The sequence below is a fragment of the Paenibacillus sp. D51F genome (assembly GCF_053345695.1).
Genome location: NZ_JBKFAO010000002.1, coordinates 545810 through 564713, shown reverse-complemented (window position 1 = coordinate 564713; position 18904 = coordinate 545810). Strand labels below are relative to the sequence as shown.

General features: G+C 60.1%; 10 protein-coding genes. 6 read left to right on the top strand and 4 right to left on the bottom strand.

Annotation, left to right across the window (positions count from 1 at the left end):
- Positions 1-53 precede the first annotated feature (53 nt).
- From ACLBWT_RS06235 to ACLBWT_RS06220, 4 genes are all read left to right on the top strand, one after another.
- On the top strand, positions 54-815 hold the full coding sequence (locus ACLBWT_RS06235) for a VOC family protein (protein WP_447662163.1): 762 nt from the start codon (positions 54-56) through the stop codon (positions 813-815).
- A gap of 111 nt (positions 816-926) precedes the next feature.
- Positions 927-1469 (top strand): lipid II flippase family protein, encoded by a 543-nt coding sequence (locus ACLBWT_RS06230; RefSeq protein WP_447662264.1) that lies wholly within the window; start codon positions 927-929, stop codon positions 1467-1469.
- Positions 1470-1610: 141 nt separating this feature from the next.
- Entirely contained in the window at positions 1611-1874 is a 264-nt protein-coding gene (locus ACLBWT_RS06225) for a hypothetical protein (RefSeq protein ID WP_447662162.1), read from the top strand.
- 120 nt (positions 1875-1994) lie between these two features.
- Positions 1995-5828, top strand: coding sequence for a phospholipid carrier-dependent glycosyltransferase (locus tag ACLBWT_RS06220; protein ID WP_447662161.1), 3834 nt, complete (start codon positions 1995-1997; stop codon positions 5826-5828).
- A gap of 148 nt (positions 5829-5976) precedes the next feature.
- On the opposite strand, the gene hpaB is transcribed toward ACLBWT_RS06220, so the two are convergent.
- Positions 5977-7431 (bottom strand): 4-hydroxyphenylacetate 3-monooxygenase, oxygenase component, encoded by a 1455-nt coding sequence (gene hpaB / locus ACLBWT_RS06215; protein ID WP_447662160.1) that lies wholly within the window; start codon positions 7429-7431, stop codon positions 5977-5979.
- A gap of 692 nt (positions 7432-8123) precedes the next feature.
- On the opposite strand from hpaB, the gene ACLBWT_RS06210 reads away from it, so the two are divergent.
- The gene (locus tag ACLBWT_RS06210; protein WP_447662263.1) at positions 8124-9380 is read left to right on the top strand and encodes an MFS transporter; all 1257 of its coding nucleotides are present in this window, start codon (positions 8124-8126) and stop codon (positions 9378-9380) included.
- Between the two features lie 86 nt (positions 9381-9466).
- On the opposite strand, the gene ACLBWT_RS06205 is transcribed toward ACLBWT_RS06210, so the two are convergent.
- From ACLBWT_RS06205 to ACLBWT_RS06195, 3 genes are all read right to left on the bottom strand, one after another.
- Positions 9467-10351, bottom strand: a complete 885-nt coding sequence (locus ACLBWT_RS06205) for an AraC family transcriptional regulator (RefSeq protein ID WP_447662159.1) — start codon at positions 10349-10351, stop codon at positions 9467-9469.
- Positions 10352-10430: 79 nt separating this feature from the next.
- A complete protein-coding gene (locus tag ACLBWT_RS06200) occupies positions 10431-10907 on the bottom strand; it encodes a DinB family protein (RefSeq protein ID WP_447662158.1) in 477 nt (158 codons plus the stop codon).
- A gap of 79 nt (positions 10908-10986) precedes the next feature.
- Entirely contained in the window at positions 10987-11880 is an 894-nt protein-coding gene (locus ACLBWT_RS06195; protein ID WP_447662157.1) for a PhzF family phenazine biosynthesis isomerase, read from the bottom strand.
- Between the two features lie 222 nt (positions 11881-12102).
- Between ACLBWT_RS06195 and ACLBWT_RS06190 the strand changes: the two genes are divergently transcribed.
- The gene (locus ACLBWT_RS06190) at positions 12103-18852 is read left to right on the top strand and encodes an S-layer homology domain-containing protein (RefSeq protein WP_447662156.1); all 6750 of its coding nucleotides are present in this window, start codon (positions 12103-12105) and stop codon (positions 18850-18852) included.
- Positions 18853-18904 lie beyond the last annotated feature (52 nt).

Genomic DNA, 18904 nt, shown 5'->3' with positions numbered 1-18904 from the left:
ATATACTAAACACAAATCTTTAGAAAATAACGACTAAGGAAGAGGTTTTTGCCATGATTACTCATTATTCGAATGTGCAGCTTCATACGGTGTCTCTGGAGGGCGCCAGGCAATTCTACGGGGAGCTTCTGCAGTTTCCGGTTGTCTACCGGTCGGAGAGCGAGATCTCTTTCCAGATCGCCGATCGAAGCGTCCTTTCCTTTGTGGAGACGTTCGAGCCGATCTCTCCCGCCCATCTTGCTTTCGCGATTCCCTATTCCCGGTTCGAGCGGGTAATCGCTTGGGCAGAGTCCCGTCATCTGACCTTTTTGAAATGGGAGGATGGCCGCGCCATCGATGAATACGAGACGGGCAAGAACATCTACTTCCGTGACGGCGACGGCCATCTGCTGGAAATCATCACCGACAGGGACGGGGATGAAGGCTCTGCCGAGCCTCTTCCCGGGGAGTTTCCGGTTCTTTTCATCCGGGAGGTCGGGTTTCCGGTCGAGTCTGTCCCCGAGTTTCGGCAGAAGCTGGTGCATCTCATGGGTTTCGAGCTCCGGGGTCAGCCCTCCGACACGTTCACCTTTGCGGCAGGCGGTACGGCCTACGCCGTCGTCGTCTCGAAGAAGCGCCGCTGGGTTCCGATCGGCATGATCGCACTTCCTCCGCACGTGAGCGTGACGCTCGGCTTCAACCGCGCCTCCGACTGGAGCGGGATCACTTCCAGGCTGTATGCCTCCGGCATTCCTTACAAGGAGAACGGAAAGGGCGGCGGAAGCTTCATGCTGGAGGGCTACCGATTCCATCTGGTTTACGAGGGAGCAAGCTAAGCCTGAGAGAGCCTGTCATGCGGGGAGGCTGAGCTGGAGATTGGATTCGTTTCTTTCATAGATTCAAGTCTAGTTGAGAAGAGGCCCTAGCCTCTTCTTTTTGTTTCGCCGATCCAGCAACCGAACGCTGCCGGATATCGTCAGGGATGCAGAGCTTATCCGCTGTCCGCGCGCCTGATCGCCCATATGGAGCAGGCAGGCTCGATTCCCCGCTTGCTGCCGCATCTTCTTCGCCGGCATACTGAGAGAAATATCCGCTATCATCTCGCCTTGCCGCGCTTGTCCATGCTCGCGCCTATCCGAAAAGGGGGCATTCCCTACCGCCTTGTCCTGCTCAACGCGCTTGTCACGGCCATATACACGATCGGCGTGCTCGCCGCGCTGCTGGCTTCCACTTACGCAGCCGTTTATTCGACCTCGGCCTCGCAGGCTTCGGGCCTGATCAACGGCATGGCAACGATTATGCTTGCTCTCCTGATCGATCCCAAGATCGGCTTGCTGACCGACCAAGTGCTTCGGGGAGACCGGCCGAATGGAGAGATGAGCCGGGTTTTCGGCGTGTTGATGCTCTCCCGCCTCGCAGGAACGGTACTGGCGCAGCTGCTTCTCGTTCCGGCTGCCTTGTGGATCGTATGGATCGTATCGGTCCTTTGACTGTGGATTGTCGGCCTCCATGGTTTGTTGGTTCAGGGAGTCAACCTGGATCCCATGGAGCGGTTTCCCCCGCATGGCTGCCTTAGAAAGGAGCGCAGGACTCTCATGCAAAGCACTCGACTGACAACAAGGAAGATATGGATGTTGCTTTCCATCCTTCCGCTTTTGATCGGTTTGACGACATTGTCGCCGCAAACCGCGATACGGCGGGATCTGATGTTCAGGTTTCAGCCGGCAGCAGCTTTAACCGCGTCCATCTCTGTCATGCCGGCCGGGAATCTCGAAGGCGATCGTTATTTCGCTATAAGCAAAGGCGTCGATTTGGCCACAGGCAGCGCTTTGAACGGATACCGGCTGAGGAAATACGGACCGTTCTGGATCGTCCGCGGCGTCGGCGCTCCGTGAGACCCGGCGAGGCTGCAAGCAGGCGGCTTTAGCTGTCTTTTTTTGGCGTGCCAGCAGAGCCTTATCTATGCTACTCTAAAAACATACCTATGCAGAGCTTGAGAGAGGAAGGTTGGACGATTGAAGCCTACGTACATAAGGCCGATTCTTCTGCTGCTGGCGGCAGCAGTCATTCTGCTTGGAGGCCGCATGACCGCTTATGCGGCGGACGAGCTGCTTGCCAATCCCGGCTTCGAGGCGGGAGCGGACAACATGCCGCAAGGCTGGAGCAAGGATGGCTACAAGCTCGACGACTCGGTGACCTCCTGGTCTCTGCAGCAGGGAGCGGGCGGGGAGCCTGCCCGTTATTTGAGGGTGCAGAACCTTCAGCCGAACGACGCCCGCTGGCTGCAGCGCGTGACGGTGAAGCCGGATACGCTGTACCGGATTTCCGCCAGCGTCAGAGCTGCCGGCGCCGAAGCCGGCAAGACCGGGGCGAATCTATCCGTACTGGGTCCCGTGGATACATCGGTCTCCCTCTACGATACGGCGGGAGCCTGGCAGCCGCTGGAGGTGTACGGGCGCACGGGGCCATCCCAGGACACGATGGACGTGCTGCTCCGTCTCGGCGGCTACGGAAGCGAGAATGTCGGCACCGCCGATTTCTCGGCTGTCTCCGTCACGGAAGCGGCTGAAGCTCCCGCCGGCGCGGCGGTTATTTCCCTGGACCCTTCCTCGGCACCAGCTCCGGCACCCGCGGAACCGGCAGCTGCCGCGCATAAAGCTCCCGGCTATTTGATTCCTCTTGCGTTTCTTGGCGGAGCGGCGTTTCTGTACGCCTTTTCGATCGCTTATCGGGCTCTCTTTTCCCGGAATGAAGCGACAGCGTCCATCAATTGGCTGCGCAAGGAAGGCCGTGATATTGCAGGAAGCAGGGCGCTGTGGCTGCTGCTCGGAGGAGGACTGCTGCTGCGCCTGCTGCTCGCGCCGACGATGCAGGGACATCCGATCGACTTCCCCGACTTTTCGATCTGGGCAGACCGGGCTTATTCGGTCGGCCTGAACGGATTTTTCAGCGACGACGTGTTCGCCGACTACCCGCCGGGTTATATTTACGTCCTCTACGTGGTGGGCATGCTCAAGCATCTGTTCGGCTTGAGCGGAGCCAGCGGCGGCGTCATCCTGCTGGTCAAGCTGCCGGCCATCCTGGCGGATCTCGCCGCAGGCCGGCTGCTCTATGGAATTGCCCGCGAGCGGTTCGGCAAGCGCGTCAGCCTGATGGCGGCCGGACTATACATCTTCAATCCGGCCGTGTGGTTCGACTCTGCGCTGTGGGCGCAGGCCGATTCCGTCATGACGCTGCTTGTCCTTCTCGCAGTCCGGGCTCTGTTCCGCAGCCGCCATGCCGCAGGAGCGGCATGGCTCGCGGCGGCGGTTCTCGTCAAGCCGCAAGCGGTCATTTTCCTGCCGCTGCTGCTGTTCGCCTTGATGTCCAGCCGAAGCGGCAAGGAGTGGCTGAAGGCAGCCGGAGCCGGCATCGCCGCTGCCCTCTTGCTGCTGCTTCCGTTTGCCGTCGGCAGGGAGCCGCTCTGGATCGTGGAGCATTACAAAGCGATGTTCGCCTCCTATCCTTACGCGACGCTCAACGCTTTCAACATCTACGGGCTGCTCGGCCTGAACGGAATCGATGCGGCCAAGCATTGGCTCGGGCTGCCGCTGTCGGTCTGGGGCAACGTCGGAGCGGCGCTGGCGCTTGCCGTCATGGGGCTCATCACCTTCAAAAAAGGCCGCAGCGGCCTTTATCTGGCCGCCTTCGCGGGATCGCTCCTCGTGTTCCTGCTGAAGACCGGCATGCATGAGCGGTATCTCTATCCGGCGCTGGCATTCGGCTTGGCCGCGTTTCTCGTCTCGGGAAGCCGCCGCCTGCTGCTGCTGTACGGCACGCTAACGGTTGCCGTCCTGGCGAACATCGCTTACGTGCTCCGGGACTCTCTGCAGGAGAACTATTATATCGCCAACGGCAACGGCGTCATGGTGCTCGTGTCGCTCGTCCAGACGGCAGCCGGGGCTTACTTCCTGTATTTGACGGTCCAGGTATGGCAGGGCAAGAGACTCGGTTCTCTCGTTGCGGCGTCCGGAAGCGGCTCCTTCGTCCTCCCGGAACCGGCGCATGACGGCACCGGCACCTCCAGCGCGGAGCGCAAGCCGCAGCCGTATGAGGACAGTACCTCTCTTCCATGGCGCAAGGAATGGTGGCCGGTGCTAGCCATCGTCGCCGTATACGCGGTCATGATGTTCTGGCAGCTGGGCGATGCCAAGGCTCCCAAAACGGCATGGCAGCCTGCATCCGACGTTACGGTTCAAGTGCAGGGCGGCCCGCAGGCCGTCGATCATCTCCTGCTCTATGCCGGCATCGGGGACGGCACCGTCCAGGTATCGGTATCCCCCGACGGCATGACCTGGAACGCTCCCGTGGAGCAGAAACTAGACGGAGGCACCGTATTCCAGTGGAAGTCGGTGCCGCTGGCGGGGCAGACGGCACAGGCGGTGCGGATCACCGGAACCGGGACCGCCGTCGTATACGAGGCGGGGCTGTTCGGACCGGACGGCACCCGGCTGGCTCTGGCTGCGGATGGCGGCTCGCCGCTGTTCGACGAGCAGGCGCTCGTGCCGGACAAGCCTTCCTACCGCAACAGCATGTACTTCGATGAAATCTATCACTCGCGTACCGCCTATGAGCATCTGCACCGGATCGAGCCGTACGAGACGACTCATCCGCCGCTCGGCAAAGTCATCATCTCCGCCGGCATCGCGCTGTTCGGCATGAATCCCTTCGGCTGGAGGGTCATGGGCGGCATCGCCGGCCTGCTCCTGATCCCGGCCATGTATGTCTTCGGACGCGGCTTGTTCCGCTCCCGCAAGGGCGGCCTGCTCGCGGCGGCGCTCATCTTCCTCGATTTCATGCCGCTCGTGCAGTCGAGGATCGGCACCGTCGATACGTATGCGGTCTTGTTCATCATCATGAGCTACCACTTCATGAACCGGTTCTTCCAGCGCAATGAGCCGGGAACGCCGCTCCGCCGCCTGCTCCTGCCGTTTGCCCTGGCCGGCATCTTCTTCGGGCTGGGAGCCTCGGTCAAATGGGTCGGCGTCTATTCGGGAGCAGGCCTTGCGGCCATCTTCTTCTATTCGCTGGTGAGACGGTACTTGGCGGCTTCCCGGACCGCAGCCGTTCCCGACCGGGAGAAGAAAGCGAAGCAGACAGGCGGCAAGGGCGATGACTCCGTGTCGAGCCGCGCAAGCGAGAAGGGCTTCATCGCCGGCATGATCGGAGCCGGTCTGCTGTTCTTCGTCCTCGTTCCCGGGGTCATCTACATCCTCACGTATATTCCGTTCATGAGGGTTCCAGGACCGGGCCATGGCCTGAAAAACGTCATTGAGTTCCAGAAGTTCATGTACGATTACCATTCCAAGCTGGTGGCGACCCATCCGTTCTCCTCGACCTGGTGGGAATGGCCGATCATCTCCCGGCCGATCTGGTATTATTCCGGATCCGGACTGGTGCCGGGGCAGATCGCGAGCATCGTGTCGCTGGGCAACCCGCTGCTCTGGTGGGCAGGCATTCCTTGTGCCGTCGCCGCCTTCATCGCCGCCTGGAAGAGAAAAGAACGGGCGATGCAGGTCGTCACGATCGGGCTCCTGTCCCAATATCTTCCATGGGTGGGCATTCCGCGCCTGACCTTCATCTATCACTATTACGCGACGGTGCCGTTCATGCTGCTCTGCATCGTCTACGTGCTGCTTCAGCTGCCGCAGCGAATCGGCGCCAAGCAAGCCAAGGCGGCGACGTGGATTTATCTTGGCGCTGCCGCCGTGCTGATGGCGATGTTCTATCCGGTGCTGACGGGACAGACGATCAGCCGGGATTATGCCGTGCACTTCCTGAAGTGGTTCGGCAGCTGGACGTTCTTTTAAGCGGTCGAGCAGCCGGCAGCCGGCAACATCCTGGCGCGCTGAATCAGCGCTAAGGAGTGCGGCCATGCCTGCGAAGCTTCGCGAACACAAAGTCCCGCCTCAAGACGGCCGTTTTGAGGCGGGACTTTTTCGCAATCAAGCCGGGGCGCTATTTTTCCGACAGGAAATCCAGGATGCGCTGCTTGTATTTCTCTCTTCCTTCATAACCCTTGTAAAGACGGTTCGTCACCGTGGCGGCATTGCCGAAGAAAAACTTCTCATAGACGGCCTGCCTGCCCCCGAATGCGCTGACGCTCAGCTCCCAAGCCAGCCTGGACAGCTGCACATTATCCTTGGCATCCAATCCGACGCCCTTGAGGTAACGCTGCAATTGCTCACCCAGCTTGCCATCGAAATCCCCTTCCGAAGGAATCATGATGATTCCGCTGGAGCCGATCAGGTGGATGATCTCGATCATGCGGGGGTAAACCTTGGGAAAATAGGCGTTTGCAGCAAGAAGCGGCTTGCGGTCCGGCAGCATGCTTCCCCACTTGTCGCGCTTGGCTCCGATCTCGGCAGCGAGCTGAAGCGACTTGAGCGTCTCCAAAATCACGAGGAGCTCGCTCACCATCTCCACCACATGGACGTTTTGTTCGATGCCCGCCGTCTCCGCCATCGTTTCCGCCACTCCGAGGAAAAATTCTGTTTTGGCAATGTTCTTGCACATGACCTGGGTACCCGCATGGGTGTGAAATCGGCTTTCATCCGAAAGACGATTGGCCATGTTCACGTCGCCGCATAAAAAGACGCGGTCCCACGGTACGAGGACGTCCTCAAAAAGAACGAGGGTATCCATCTCCTCGTATCTAGAACTGAGAGGATAGTCGTAGGCGGATTCCCCTCCTACGAAGCTCTCCCTGCATACGAAGCGGATGCCAGGCAGGCTGCTTGGCACGGCAAAGAAAAAGGAGTAAGGACTTTCTCCTTCATGGAAGGTAGGGAAAGGGGCAGGGTAAACGAGGATTTCATCCGAGGTCGCTCCCTGGGTATCCAGCATGAAAGCTCCCCTGACGATGATGCCGTCCTTGTTTTTTTCCATGACTTTGGCTGCCGGAGCATCTTCCAGTATAGAGAGAAAATCGGACAGCCGGGCGGCTTTGGGCTGGATAAAGACATGCGAAAGGGTAATATCGTTTTCCCGGCAATAGACGTAGTAATTCCTTAGGTTGGCTGCGAACTGAGGATAATTCTTATCCAGAACTCCGGCAGCGGACGAGTAGGCCATCAGGGCGGTGTTCATATAGTCGGGGGCTCTGCCGAGGAAGCCGTTATGGGCATAAGCCCAAGCCTGCATCATTTCCCTGCGGGCGGCGAGATCCTTTTTTGTTTTGGGCTGAAGAAACGAAAGCCCGACACGATCTCCTGTAAGGGGCGAGGTGTAGGTCAATTTGTCTCTCCAGATGTCGTTTACCTGCATATCGTACATCGAGGCTTGGGTCGCAATCAATCCTTTGAAAGCAGCATGCTCGGATACTTTCCCGCTTACCTGCTGTCCACCGATCCGGATATCAGGCAGATTCCGATCCAGGCGTTCCTTATATTGAAGTCCATTTTTAATAGGCATGCAGGCGTGAGCCTCCTTAGCAGTAAATATCTCGTTTCCTTAGCGGATCAAGCTATTATATTCAGACAAGAGGGGCCTAGTTCTGGGGGAACGCTCTGTATCGCAGCTCGGACTGAAGCAGAATTTAAGCTGTTGAATAAAGGAATTTCATGTTGGAAGCATTTGATAGGCACTCTTCTTCAACAAGTCGGGCCATGCCGTCTGGAACAGTGGACAGGGTGTTTACAATTCTCTCCTGTTTCTGGTAAGATGGCTCAAATGCGATGAAGAGAAGAGTAGGCAGACCCGTTATCTCCGCTAGAAAGCATGCTGCTTTCCATGCGGCCCGGGCGCAGGCGCAGCCGGAAGCGAGAGGCTGTGACGCGCCCGGTCAGAGAGCTCCGGCAGCTGGGAAGGAGCAGAGAGCGATTTGCCGAATCAAGCCTCCGAGCATCACATCGGAACCTGCCTAGCGGCGGAGCGATGGTGTGACGGGAGCTCCTGTTACAGAGCTGGAGTATAAGCCTTCCCTAGCCGGATTGCCGTACTCGACGAGGCCTGCATGGCGACATGCAGGCAAAGCTGGGGTGGCACCGCGACGACAAGTCTCGCCCCCAAGACCTAGGTCTTGGGGGCGGGATTTTTTTTGTTTGCATCCGTACGCCGAGAAAGAAGGAATAGAATTGACAACGAGAGGAGAGGCGGCCTTGAAGCTGAAGAAACTTATGGAAACATGGAAGTATCCTTCCATCCTGCTGCTTGGCATCGGCGTCGCGAACATCAGCGGCTGGATTTATTTCATTGCCCTCAATCTGATCGTGCTGGATGCAACGAAGTCCGCCATGGCGGTGTCGATCCTGTACTTGCTTCGCCCTCTCGCCGCCATGGCGGTCAGCTTCTGGTCCGGCAGCCTCATCGACCGGATGAACAAGCGAAGCCTGATGATCGGCCTTGATGCAGTGCGGGCCATCCTCATCTTCCTGCTGCCGTTGCTCGACTCCATCGCGTACATGTACGGACTCGTGTTCCTCATCCATATGGCGGGCTCTCAGTTCGGACCGGCCTCCGGGACTTACATCGCCAAGCTAATCCCGCCGGAGCAGAGGCCTCGCTTCAATTCGCTGAACGGATTGATCGGGTCGGGCGCCTTCCTGATCGGGCCTGCGGTCGCCGGCCTGCTGTTCCTGGCCGGTTCGCCGACGACGGCCATCTACATCAACGCCGCCGCATTGCTGTTCTCCGCAGGGATCACGATGCTGATGCCCGATCTGGAGAAGGGGATGTTCGCGGATCTGCCTGCGCGCATGGGTCGGGACATGATCAGGCAGGATTGGTCGGCTGTCATCGCATTTTACCGAAGCCGCAGCGCCATCCTGATTGTCTGCCTGTTGTTCAGCGCTGTCACGGTTGTCATGGCGACGGCCGTCGATTCGCTGGAGGCCGCCTTCGCGCAGAAGGTGCTGGGGTTGTCTGCCAGCGGGTACGGCCTGCTCGTCAGCATTGCGGGAGCCGGAATCATCGCCGGGGCGTCCATTAACGCCGTAATCGTCAAGAGGCTGCCGGCATCCACGCAGATCGGCTTAGGCGCGATCGGCGTCAGCTTCGGCTACCTCGTCTACGCTTTTTCGGCGGATTTTGCCGGAGCCGCTGCGGGCTTCTTCATCCTGGCTTTTTTCCTTGCATTCGCCAATACGGGCTTTGCGACGTTCTACCAAAACCATATTCCCGTCGGGATGATGGGGAGGATCGGGAGCGTGAACGGATTTCTGGAGGCGATCCTTGTCATGGTGGCGACGGCGGGGTTCGGCTTGGCTGCCGACTGGTATACCGTTCAGGCGGCGGTCATAGCCGGGGTGCTCGTCATGAGCGTGCTTGGTTTGTCGCTTGGCTTGTATTTGCTGCGGCCTGCCAAAGCGAGGCTGCCGGCGTCGCAGCCGGATGGCATCATTCGGTTGCCGGAAGACGGATAGGATGAATGGCTTGGCTGCACATTCTTGTGTGTGAAAACGCGAAAACCACCTTCCTGGATACCAGGAGAGGTGGTTTTCTTGTCTTTTCAGTCCGCCTTCTTCAGCGGAACCCATATCTCGCTGACGGAATCTTTCCCCGGCGCGCCGTCTTCCAGGTAGATCTCCAGATCAGCCGTGCCCGCATGTTCATAACCGGAGGAAGGGAACCAGTCGGAGTAGATCCGCTTGGTTACCGACTGGATGGAATCCGGCAGCTGCCCGACGGCGGTAAAGACGGCCCAGGTGGAGGCGGGAACTTCTCTTTCCACGAAATCAACGCCGTCAACCGTCTTGTCGGCCTCAAGCGTTCCTGCGGGAACTTCGACCGCGATCATGTAACGGAATCGATCGGTGTCCGGACTGAGGTCGACGCATGCGCCCATAATAGGACGATCAGGCTGTAGGGAAGCGACCTTGCCGATCGTACCGTTCGAGCCGCTTTCCTGCCAGAACAGCGGAATGCGGCGGAAGTTCTCCCCGTCGACGCAGCCGACCTCGATGGAGGCCCCCGCAATATGAAACGCTTCTTTCTTTTCAATGCGATAATTCATTTCGACATCTCCCTTCAGCGATAGATGAAAGCTCAGCTTGGGAAAGGCGACGAGCGGCGAGCCTTGCCGCTTTGCCATGGAAGGGGTGACGCCATGCGTCTTGCGGAAAGCCTTGGCGAACGCTTCGGGCGTTCCGTAGCCGTATTTCAATGCGGCATCGATGACCTTGATATCCGACAGGGCAAGCTCCTGCGCGGCAAGAGTCAGCCTGCGCCTGCGGATGTACTCCGCCAGCGGATAGCCCGTCAGAGCGCTGAACATTCTCTGGAAATGGAAGGGGGAGGAGCAAGCCTCCTTGGACAGCGCGCAGAGCTCCAGCTCCCCGCTCAGGTTGTTCTCGATCATGTCCAGCGCCCGGTTCATTCTCGTCAGCCAATCCAAGCCGATCTCTCCTTCATCTCTAGCATAACGGGTTATGGAGCCGGCAGCCTGTTCATTCCTGCTCCCGTTGGACCGGTTCTCAACTCAGGCCGAGAAGGGTCCGGTACGATTTGATGATGCTGAAATGCAAGCCTTCATGATACAACCCTAGCCGGATGAACTGCTCGGGGGTGGACAAGGTGAATCCGGTCGAGGTGGTGTATGGAGACACGCTTTCCTGCATTCGGCCGGAAAGGCCGGCACGGATGCGGTCTGGCTGATCCTGCAGAAGCATGATGAGCTCCTCCATCGTGGCGGCTTGCGCAGATGCGGGCAGAGACGCAGGCGAGGTCCCGTATTCGTATTGCTCCACGAACCCCTCCGGCAGCTGCAGCGGAAGGCCGATCGCCCGGAACGCGAATCGCTCCAGCACGACGTACAGATGGCCGGCATTCCAGCGGATCGAGTTGCGGAAGCCCGGAGGAATGGCGTCCGCGGATCGCTCATCGACACCATTCAGCCGTCCCAGCGTCTGATTCCGCACGAAGTCGAGCTGATCGAATAGGCTTGCATCCATTTCTAATCACTCCTTGGGTTGGTTTTTCTGGCTTCTTGCCCGCCCGTGGCGGAAAGGGTGAGCGTAGTCCTAGCCGAAATCAGATGCTCAACGTCCATTCCTTCACGAATACGGCTGTACCTGTGATATGTACGGAACGGCTGCCGCCTTCCTCCCCGATCTCGACGTTGACGCGGCCATCGCAGCCGATCTCCTGTCCCTGCTCGACGCCCAGCTGCAGCGGAAGCGGTCCGCCGGGTCGGATATAAGCGTCGTAATAAGCCCCCATGACTCCTGAGGCCGTGCCCGTGACGGGATCCTCGACCGTGCCGGAGAAAGGGGAGGAGAAATGGCGGGCATGCAGATCCGCCTCGGAATCAAAGGCATGAAGGCAGATGGGATGCACGGATGCCCGGGGCATCTCCGTCAGGATGTCCGGGAACAATTCATTTCGCGGAACCATGCGGGTGAAGGAATCCAGCTGCTTGACCGGTACGATGAGCGTCCAGATTCCCGTGTTTCCGTATACGACGGGCAGCTCGTCGTCCAGATCGGATTGTGCAAGTCCGATGGATTCCGCAAGCGCAGCCCTGGATCCTGCGAAAGGCATGAAGCGGGGCTCCGCCTGCCTCATCGTCATGTCCAGGAATCCGTCGCTCCTTCGCTCGATCCGGATCGGGAGAATGCCTGCCTCCGTCTCCACGGCCAAGGAACGGCCGGGTACGATCCTACCCTGCTCCGACAGCGCGCACAGCGTCGCCATCGTCGCATGCCCGCACAGATTCACCTCATGCCCTGGCGTGAAATACCGAATCCTCAGATCGGCGCTGTCCGACGGCAGCACAAACGCGGTCTCGTTGAAGCCGACCTTGGAGGCGATCGCCAGCATTTGCGGCTCGGACAAGCCCTCTCCTGCAAGCACGACACCAGCCGGATTGCCCTTGCCGGGAATCGTGCTGAATGCCTCGTAATGACAGACTGAAATCTCAACCATTGAAGCTTCCATCCCTTCCTTCAGCCGAATGAAAACGTTCGGATCGCGCAACCCGATAGAGTCCCCATTATACCATGCCGGTTATCTTCCTATGTCCGATATAGAAATTTATTCCTATTTCCGTAGAATCGCACCTTGTTCCCCTAATAACGCACATCGTCCATGAAAACGGTTCCATCATAAAATGAGAGAGAAAGCGAAAATACGGGGAGGTCTTCTGAAATGAAGCGATTCCGGGCTGCGGCCGCGGCGCTGATGGCACTGGTGCTGCTGCTGGCCAGCCTGCCGGCTTACGGGGCAGGAGCGGCGGCGCAAGGCGGCAATGGAGCGGGGGATATCCCTGCCGGCAAGATGCGGATCAAGAACATGTGGCAGAACAACTATCTGTACGAGGCATCCGACGGCACCGTACGGTACGGCATGACCAATCCGGGAGATGAATCCTCTCATTGGGAGGTGGAGGCGGCAGAAGGCTCCTACTTGATCCGGAACAGCAAGACAGGCCATTACATCACGTCTTCGGAGACGCCGCAGCGCAGGGATGCCTTGAAGGCCCGGCAAGTGGCGAGTCCCTCCGCATCCGAGCAGTGGCTCATCAACCCGACTGCGACGAGCGGATTCATGAACATCGTGAGCGCCGCCGACCCGAGCGGCAAGCGGGCGATCCATGAGGAGGACCAGCTGGGCTTCGCCGAGCTGAGCTCGGACATCAACCTGGAATTCGAAAGCCCTAAATGGATGCTCGTGCCTGTCGACGCGGTCCAGATCGAATCGCGCTTCCATCCGGGCATGGTGCTGTACGAGTATGAAGGGCAGATCGCCGGCCAAGACGCTTCCGTCGTCGGCTTCGGCGCCAAAAGCGACAAGGATTTCAATGCCCAGTGGTTCATCGAGCCCGGGAGCGTGCCAGGCAAAGTCCAGATCCGCAACCGCGAGACCGGCCATCTGATCAAGCAGGGGCCTCTCGAATGGGCGGCGATGCCCGCCGGAGATCCCGATCCTGCCGAGCCCGGACTCACCGATTGGCTGCAGGAAAGCTCGGCGGACGGGCTCGGTTATGTTACCTTTGCCAACGGCAAGTTCGATTCCTACCTGCTCAATGCGCAGTTTCCGGACGACCGGGACGCGCGGTCCAACAGCTGGCCGGGAGCCAAGAGCAATCCATCCGCGCAGTGGCGCATCGCTTCCCCCTCGGCGCTGCAGCCGGTCCGGATCGCTTCGTATACCGACGCGAACTCGCCGACGGATTATATCTATGAGGAAGCGGGCGCATTGAAACACGGCGCGCTGGTTGCCGATCCGGCGCGGGCGGCGGACTATCTGTGGTTCGTCGAGGATTACGACGGAACGAAGCGGATCCGCAATTCGGCGACCGGCCACTATTTGACGAGGAGCGGCGGCATGCTGTCTGCTCTGGATGCCGGCTTCGGCACGCCGGAGAGCCAGTGGACGCTTACGCTGTCCGATGACTACGACGATTACCAGACGATCGGAGCAGCAGGCAGCCTGGACAGCTTCGTCACGGGCAACTCCGACGGCACGGTTCAAGCCGCTGCGGATGCTTCTTCTCTAGGCGCCCAGTGGCAGCTCGTCGATCCATCGTTGCCGGCAGACGGAGCCGATCATTATGTGCGCATCCAGAACGGCTGGCAGCCCTTCTACCTGTATGAGACGGCAGATGGCTTGCTCAAATACGGCAATGCCAAAAGCGGGGATGACACCAGCGACCAGTGGCTGATCCGCAAGCATGAGGGGCGCAAGCTGTTCCAGAACAGGCAGACCGGCCATTATATCAACATTTCGGACATGCCGGACGGCCATATTCAGGTCAGTCCTCTCGCGGATCTCAGCAGCGTGGACCGCAGCTTCGTGTGGACGGTGCGGGACACCGGAGGCAACTCCAATCTCATCAGCAGCGTGACGGACAAGGAGCCCGGCAAGCAGCCGGACAAGTTCGTTTCTCTCCAGAACCTGACCAAATACGCGGAATACGGCATCATCAATCCGGGCTGGGGAAGCCCGAAATGGAAGTTCTTGGCGGTGGCCGAGGATCAGCAGCGGCTGTTCAGGTACAAGGTCAACGGATCGGACAGCTTGTATTTGAAGGAAACGCAGGAAAACGGCGCGACCGTCGGCATGGTGACGTACGGGGAGGCGGACGCCGGCGACTACTCGGCGGTCTGGTATTCGGAGGATTCCGGCGCACCCGGCAAAATGCTGCTCAAAAACCAGGCTAGCGGACGTTATGTCGCCCTGGAGAATATCGCCGGGCATGAATCGGAGGATGATCCGGCCGAATCACCGGAAACCATCGCGAACGTCAACGCATCGTGGGACAGCGTCAAATGGAGCCTGCAAGACGTGACGGTAGGAGATCAGGTCTATACGACGTTCAAGAGCGGCTGGGCCGGCCACTATCTGATTGCGGGGCAAAGCGCGGACGGCGGCGGCCCGGCTATCCGGCTGAGCAAGGCTGCTGGAGCCGGAGAGCGGCCGGAAGCGCTGTTCACGGCGGAGCCGGTCGTCCTGCCGCCGGCGGAAGCTCCAGCCGGACAATTGCTGCGCATCAAGTCGGCAGGCGGCAAAGGGTATTTGTATGAAAATGCCGGAGGCGTCGTGCTGTACGGCAGCCCGGAAGAAACAAACTCTTACTCCCAATGGGTCATCGTCAAGGAAGAAGACGGAGTGAAAATCCGGAATGCAGCATCCGGCCGCTTCCTCACGCTGAACGGCGACTACAGCTTCCTCGAGAGCAAGGCGGCGGGCAGCGCTGAAGCGCCCGAAGCGTCAAGCTGGGATGTTTCCCGGACGGCGGATGGAGGAGCCTGGCTCATCCGCAGCCTGTATGGAAGCTACAGCGACGAGCTCGTCCATGCGGGCGGCGGAGCCGGTTATGCCGAGCATGGGCTCGTGGCGGACAGCCTCGGCACTTCCCGCTGGATATTCGAATATCCCGAATCCGGCGAAATTCCGTCCATTGACGTTCCCGTGAACAAAAACACCTCGACGCCGGTCCAGGATAACGGCGGTCCGGTTGAAATCTCCCTCGCCGGCGATGCCTCCAAGCTGCTGGCCGACACCGAGGGGGCCGCAGCTTATGCTCCGGCAGGAGCGGGACAAGCGTCGGCCCGCTGGCTCGTCCAGGATTTCAACGGCCGCAAGCTCATCCGCAATGCGTCCACGGGCAAGTATTTGGCCGCCGGAACGGACGGCAGCCTTGCTCTGGCGACGGATTTGCACCTTCCTGGCGCTCAGTGGAAGCTGGAAGAGAAGCTCGGTTACAAGCAGCTCCGGAACGCGGATTCGGGCATGTACCTGGAGCAGGGATTGAAGCTGGGCACGGAGGCCGGAGCCGGCTGGCGGCTGGATCCGGTGCGGAGCAGCGTCGAATACAAGGGAAGCGACGCTTTCCATGGCGATGGAGCTTACCGCTTCGCCGTCAATGCGCCGGTTGGCGATACCTACGCGGTCACGGTCCGCTACCGCTATAACGGCAGCGAAGCGTCGGCAGCCGGCATCGACGCCAACGGACTGGATGTCCAGCCTTTCCAGCTGAAGAGTCAGGCGGGAAGCGCGGAAGCAGCCTTCAAGCTTAAGCTGCGCGCAGGCATCAATACGGTGTCGGCGGAAGGGCTTCCAAGCGGCGCCTCGATCGACAGCCTGACGGTTGCAGACAGCGCGGCCCCCGCCTACCGGGGAGCAACGGTGAACTACATCAGCTACGAAGCCGAAGATGCGGAGACGAATGGAGAGCATATCGGCCCTTCGCGCAAATACAAGGAGCTGGCATCGGAGGCTTCGGGACGCAAGGCCGTCATGCTGAACAAGCAAGGCGATTACATCGAATTCAAGACTGCTGCCGAAGCCGACTCCCTCGTTGTCCGCTATTCGATTCCGGACAGCAAGGACGGCAGCGGGGACGAGCAGACGCTCTCGCTGTATGTCGACGGCGTCTTCCGCCAGAAGCTTGAGCTGACCAGCAAGTATGCGTGGGAATACGGCAGCTATCCGTGGTCCAACGATCCGAGGCAAGGCAGCGCGCACCGGTTCTACGACGACATCCATGTCCTGATCGGAGACGTGCCGGCTGGATCGACCGTGCGGCTGGAAAAAGCCGAAGGCGATGAAGCGGCCTCCTACACGATCGACCTGGTCGATCTGGAGAAAGCGGATGCGGCCTACTCCATGCCGGAAGGCTTCCTGGCCGTCACCGACTTCGGCGCGGCCGCGAACGACGGCTTGGACGACACGGCGGCATTGACGGCAGCCCTTGCGGAAGCAGGCAAGCAGGGCAAGGGCGTGTGGTTCCCGGCGGGAGTCTTCACGTTCTCGGATCAAGTCATCGACCTTCAGGATGCCGTCATCCGCGGCGCCGGCAGCTGGCATACCGAGCTGGACGGGGCGCGCTTCTACGGCCACGGCGGCAAGGTCAGAGTCTATGACCTGCTCATCGACGGAGGCATCAACGTCCGGGATGACGAAGCGCTCGACAATGCCTTCCACGGCGCGTTCGGACCGGGCTCGGTGCTGCAGAACATCTGGATCGAGCATACGAAGGCCGGGCTGTGGCTGACGCAGCCGATCGGCGAGAAGAAGCGCACGGATGGCCTGTACATGGCCGGACTGCGCATCCGCAACCTGATGGCGGACGGCATCAACTTCGCCGTCGGAACGTCGGACAGCATGATGGAGCAGAGCGACATCCGATATCCCGGAGACGACGGCATCGCGATGTGGTCGTTCACCGACGCCAAGCTTGCGGACGTCAACGGAACGGAGAGAACGCCGAGCGTGAACAACACGGCCCGCTTCAATACGGTCTCGCTGCCTTGGCTGGCCGACAACATCGTCGTGTTCGGCGGCCGGGACAACAAGATCCAGGACAACATCGCCAAGGATACGATCGCGAATGGAGCCGGCATCGCCGTCTCGACCCGCTTCTCGGCGGAGCCTTTCCAAGGCGCGACCGTCGTGGAGCGCAACACGCTGATCCGCACGGGCAGTGTCGACTCCGGCTATGGAGTCAATCTCGGCGCTCTGTGGCTGTATGCGGGGGAGAGCGATATCGGCGGAGACAGCCGAATTCTCGTTCGCGGCAACAACGCTTACGACAGCACCTACTCCGGCCTGATCGTCCATGGGGGCAAGAGCGTGCAGGGAGTCGAGCTTGCGGACAACGTCCTGGACGGAGCCGGGACGAGCGGAGTCGAGATTGCTTCCGACATGAAAGGCTCGCTGAAGGTGGATAATCTCATCATCCGCGGCGAGAGAATACAACGGGTGTCCAATCCGGCCGCGCCGAATTTCACGTTCCGTGAAGTGAACGCCGGCTTCGCATCGGATCCGAAGCCGTTCGAAGTCCGGCTGTCGGACGGTCAGACCGGACCGTTCCGATTGGAGCCGGGTTCGGCGACGACTGTTCAGGTGCTGGACAAGGACGGAGCGGATGTGACGGCACAAGCCAAGATCTCCGTCTCGCCGCAAGCGGTGGCTTCGTTCAAGGAAGGCAGGCTTGCTGCTGTCGCCGCAGGCGAAGCCGATCTTGACGTCCGGGTCGGTGAGATCCATCGGGCTTATACGGTGCAGGTCGTCGAACCCGTGACGGCTGAGCCGACGCCGACCCCGACGGGCAGTCCGACACCAACACCGACGGGAAGCCCAACGCCGACGCCGACGGGAAGCCCGACGTCGACGCCGACGGGAAGCCCGACACCGACCCCGGCGGGAACCCCGACGCCTACGCCGACATCGACATCCATTCCGTCTACAGGCCCGATTGCGACTCCATCGCTCTCGCCGTCACCAACCGCTGCGCCTTCCGCTTCTCCGGGCATGGGCAGCCAAGACGGAGCGTTGCAGAAGGCTTGGACGGATAAGCTTTTCATCGTGGAAGTCCCTGCGGGAAGCGATGGAAAGGTCTCGTTCAGCGCCGGCGCGCTGGAGGAAGCGGCAAAGAGACAGCCGGAGCTTGTGCTGCAGCTCGTGAACGGACCTGTCTTCATCACGCTGAAGGCGAGGGAGGCTGTGGAATTCCTGCATGCTCAGCCTAGCTCGGATATGCCGGCAACCGCGCTTGAATTCCTGCTGCGCCAGCCGGATGAAGCCAAGGCGCGGCTGGCGACGCAAGCCGCGCTGGCGAAGGGCTGGAAACCGCAAGGAACGCCGGTCGAATTCAGGATTTTCCTGACCTCTCCGAGCGGCCGCAAGGCAGCGGAGCCAAGCAACTGGATCCGATTCGCTTATTCATTCTCGCAGGCAGGGATGGTGAACATAACCGATTCAGCCGTCATCCGCTACGACGAGCTTCTGAATTCCGCTGGTTATGTCCCTGCGAATCTAACGGCATCCCATCAACAAGAAACGCAGCTGACAGCAAGAACTAGCCGCAACGGCATCTTCATGCTCGCCATCCGACCTTCCGGAATTTCCGGCCTTGACGGTCACTGGAGCGCGAGGGCGGTAAGGAGCCTGGCTTCCAAAGGAATCGTAAGCGGAATTCCGGGAGCCGGCTTCGCTCCGGACAAGCCGGTTACACGCGCGGAGCTCGCGGCCATGCTCGTCCGGGCGTTCGACTTAAACCTCCCGGAACAGGAGATGGCCTTCAAGGATGTGTCCGCCGGAAGCTGGTACACCGATGCTGTTGCGGCTGCAGCAGAAGCTGGACTCATGAAGGGCTACGCCGATTCATCTTTCCATCCGGCAGCGCGGGTGACGAGGGAAGAGCTGGCCGTTGTGCTGGCTAGAGCGCTGGCTCATCTTCGGCAAGGGGATGCAGCTGTTCAGACCTCCGCATTTGCCGATGCCGGCTCCATTTCGGGATGGGCGTCCGATTACGTCCGGCAAGCGGCGGCGAGCGGAGTCATGAACGGCTTGCCGGACGGGCGCTTTGCTCCAGCCCAAGCGGCCAGCCGAGCCGAGACCGCGGCAGCCCTGTTCCGCCTGCTGGCGGGAACAGGATGGATGGGTCAATAACATCGCTTGATTGAAAACTTGATCACAACTTGATTCTGTCCTTGCGCCGAAC

What these genes read in the sequence shown, in the direction of transcription:
- ACLBWT_RS06235 (WP_447662163.1), top strand. Translation starts at nt 54, where the DNA reads ATGATTACTCATTATTCGAATGTGCAGCTTCATACGGTGTCTCTGGAG.
- ACLBWT_RS06225 (WP_447662162.1), top strand. Translation starts at nt 1,611, where the DNA reads ATGTTGCTTTCCATCCTTCCGCTTTTGATCGGTTTGACGACATTGTCG.
- hpaB (WP_447662160.1), bottom strand. Translation starts at nt 7,431, where the DNA reads ATGCCTATTAAAAATGGACTTCAATATAAGGAACGCCTGGATCGGAAT.
- ACLBWT_RS06200 (WP_447662158.1), bottom strand. Translation starts at nt 10,907, where the DNA reads ATGGATGCAAGCCTATTCGATCAGCTCGACTTCGTGCGGAATCAGACG.
- ACLBWT_RS06195 (WP_447662157.1), bottom strand. Translation starts at nt 11,880, where the DNA reads ATGGTTGAGATTTCAGTCTGTCATTACGAGGCATTCAGCACGATTCCC.
- ACLBWT_RS06190 (WP_447662156.1), top strand. Translation starts at nt 12,103, where the DNA reads ATGAAGCGATTCCGGGCTGCGGCCGCGGCGCTGATGGCACTGGTGCTG.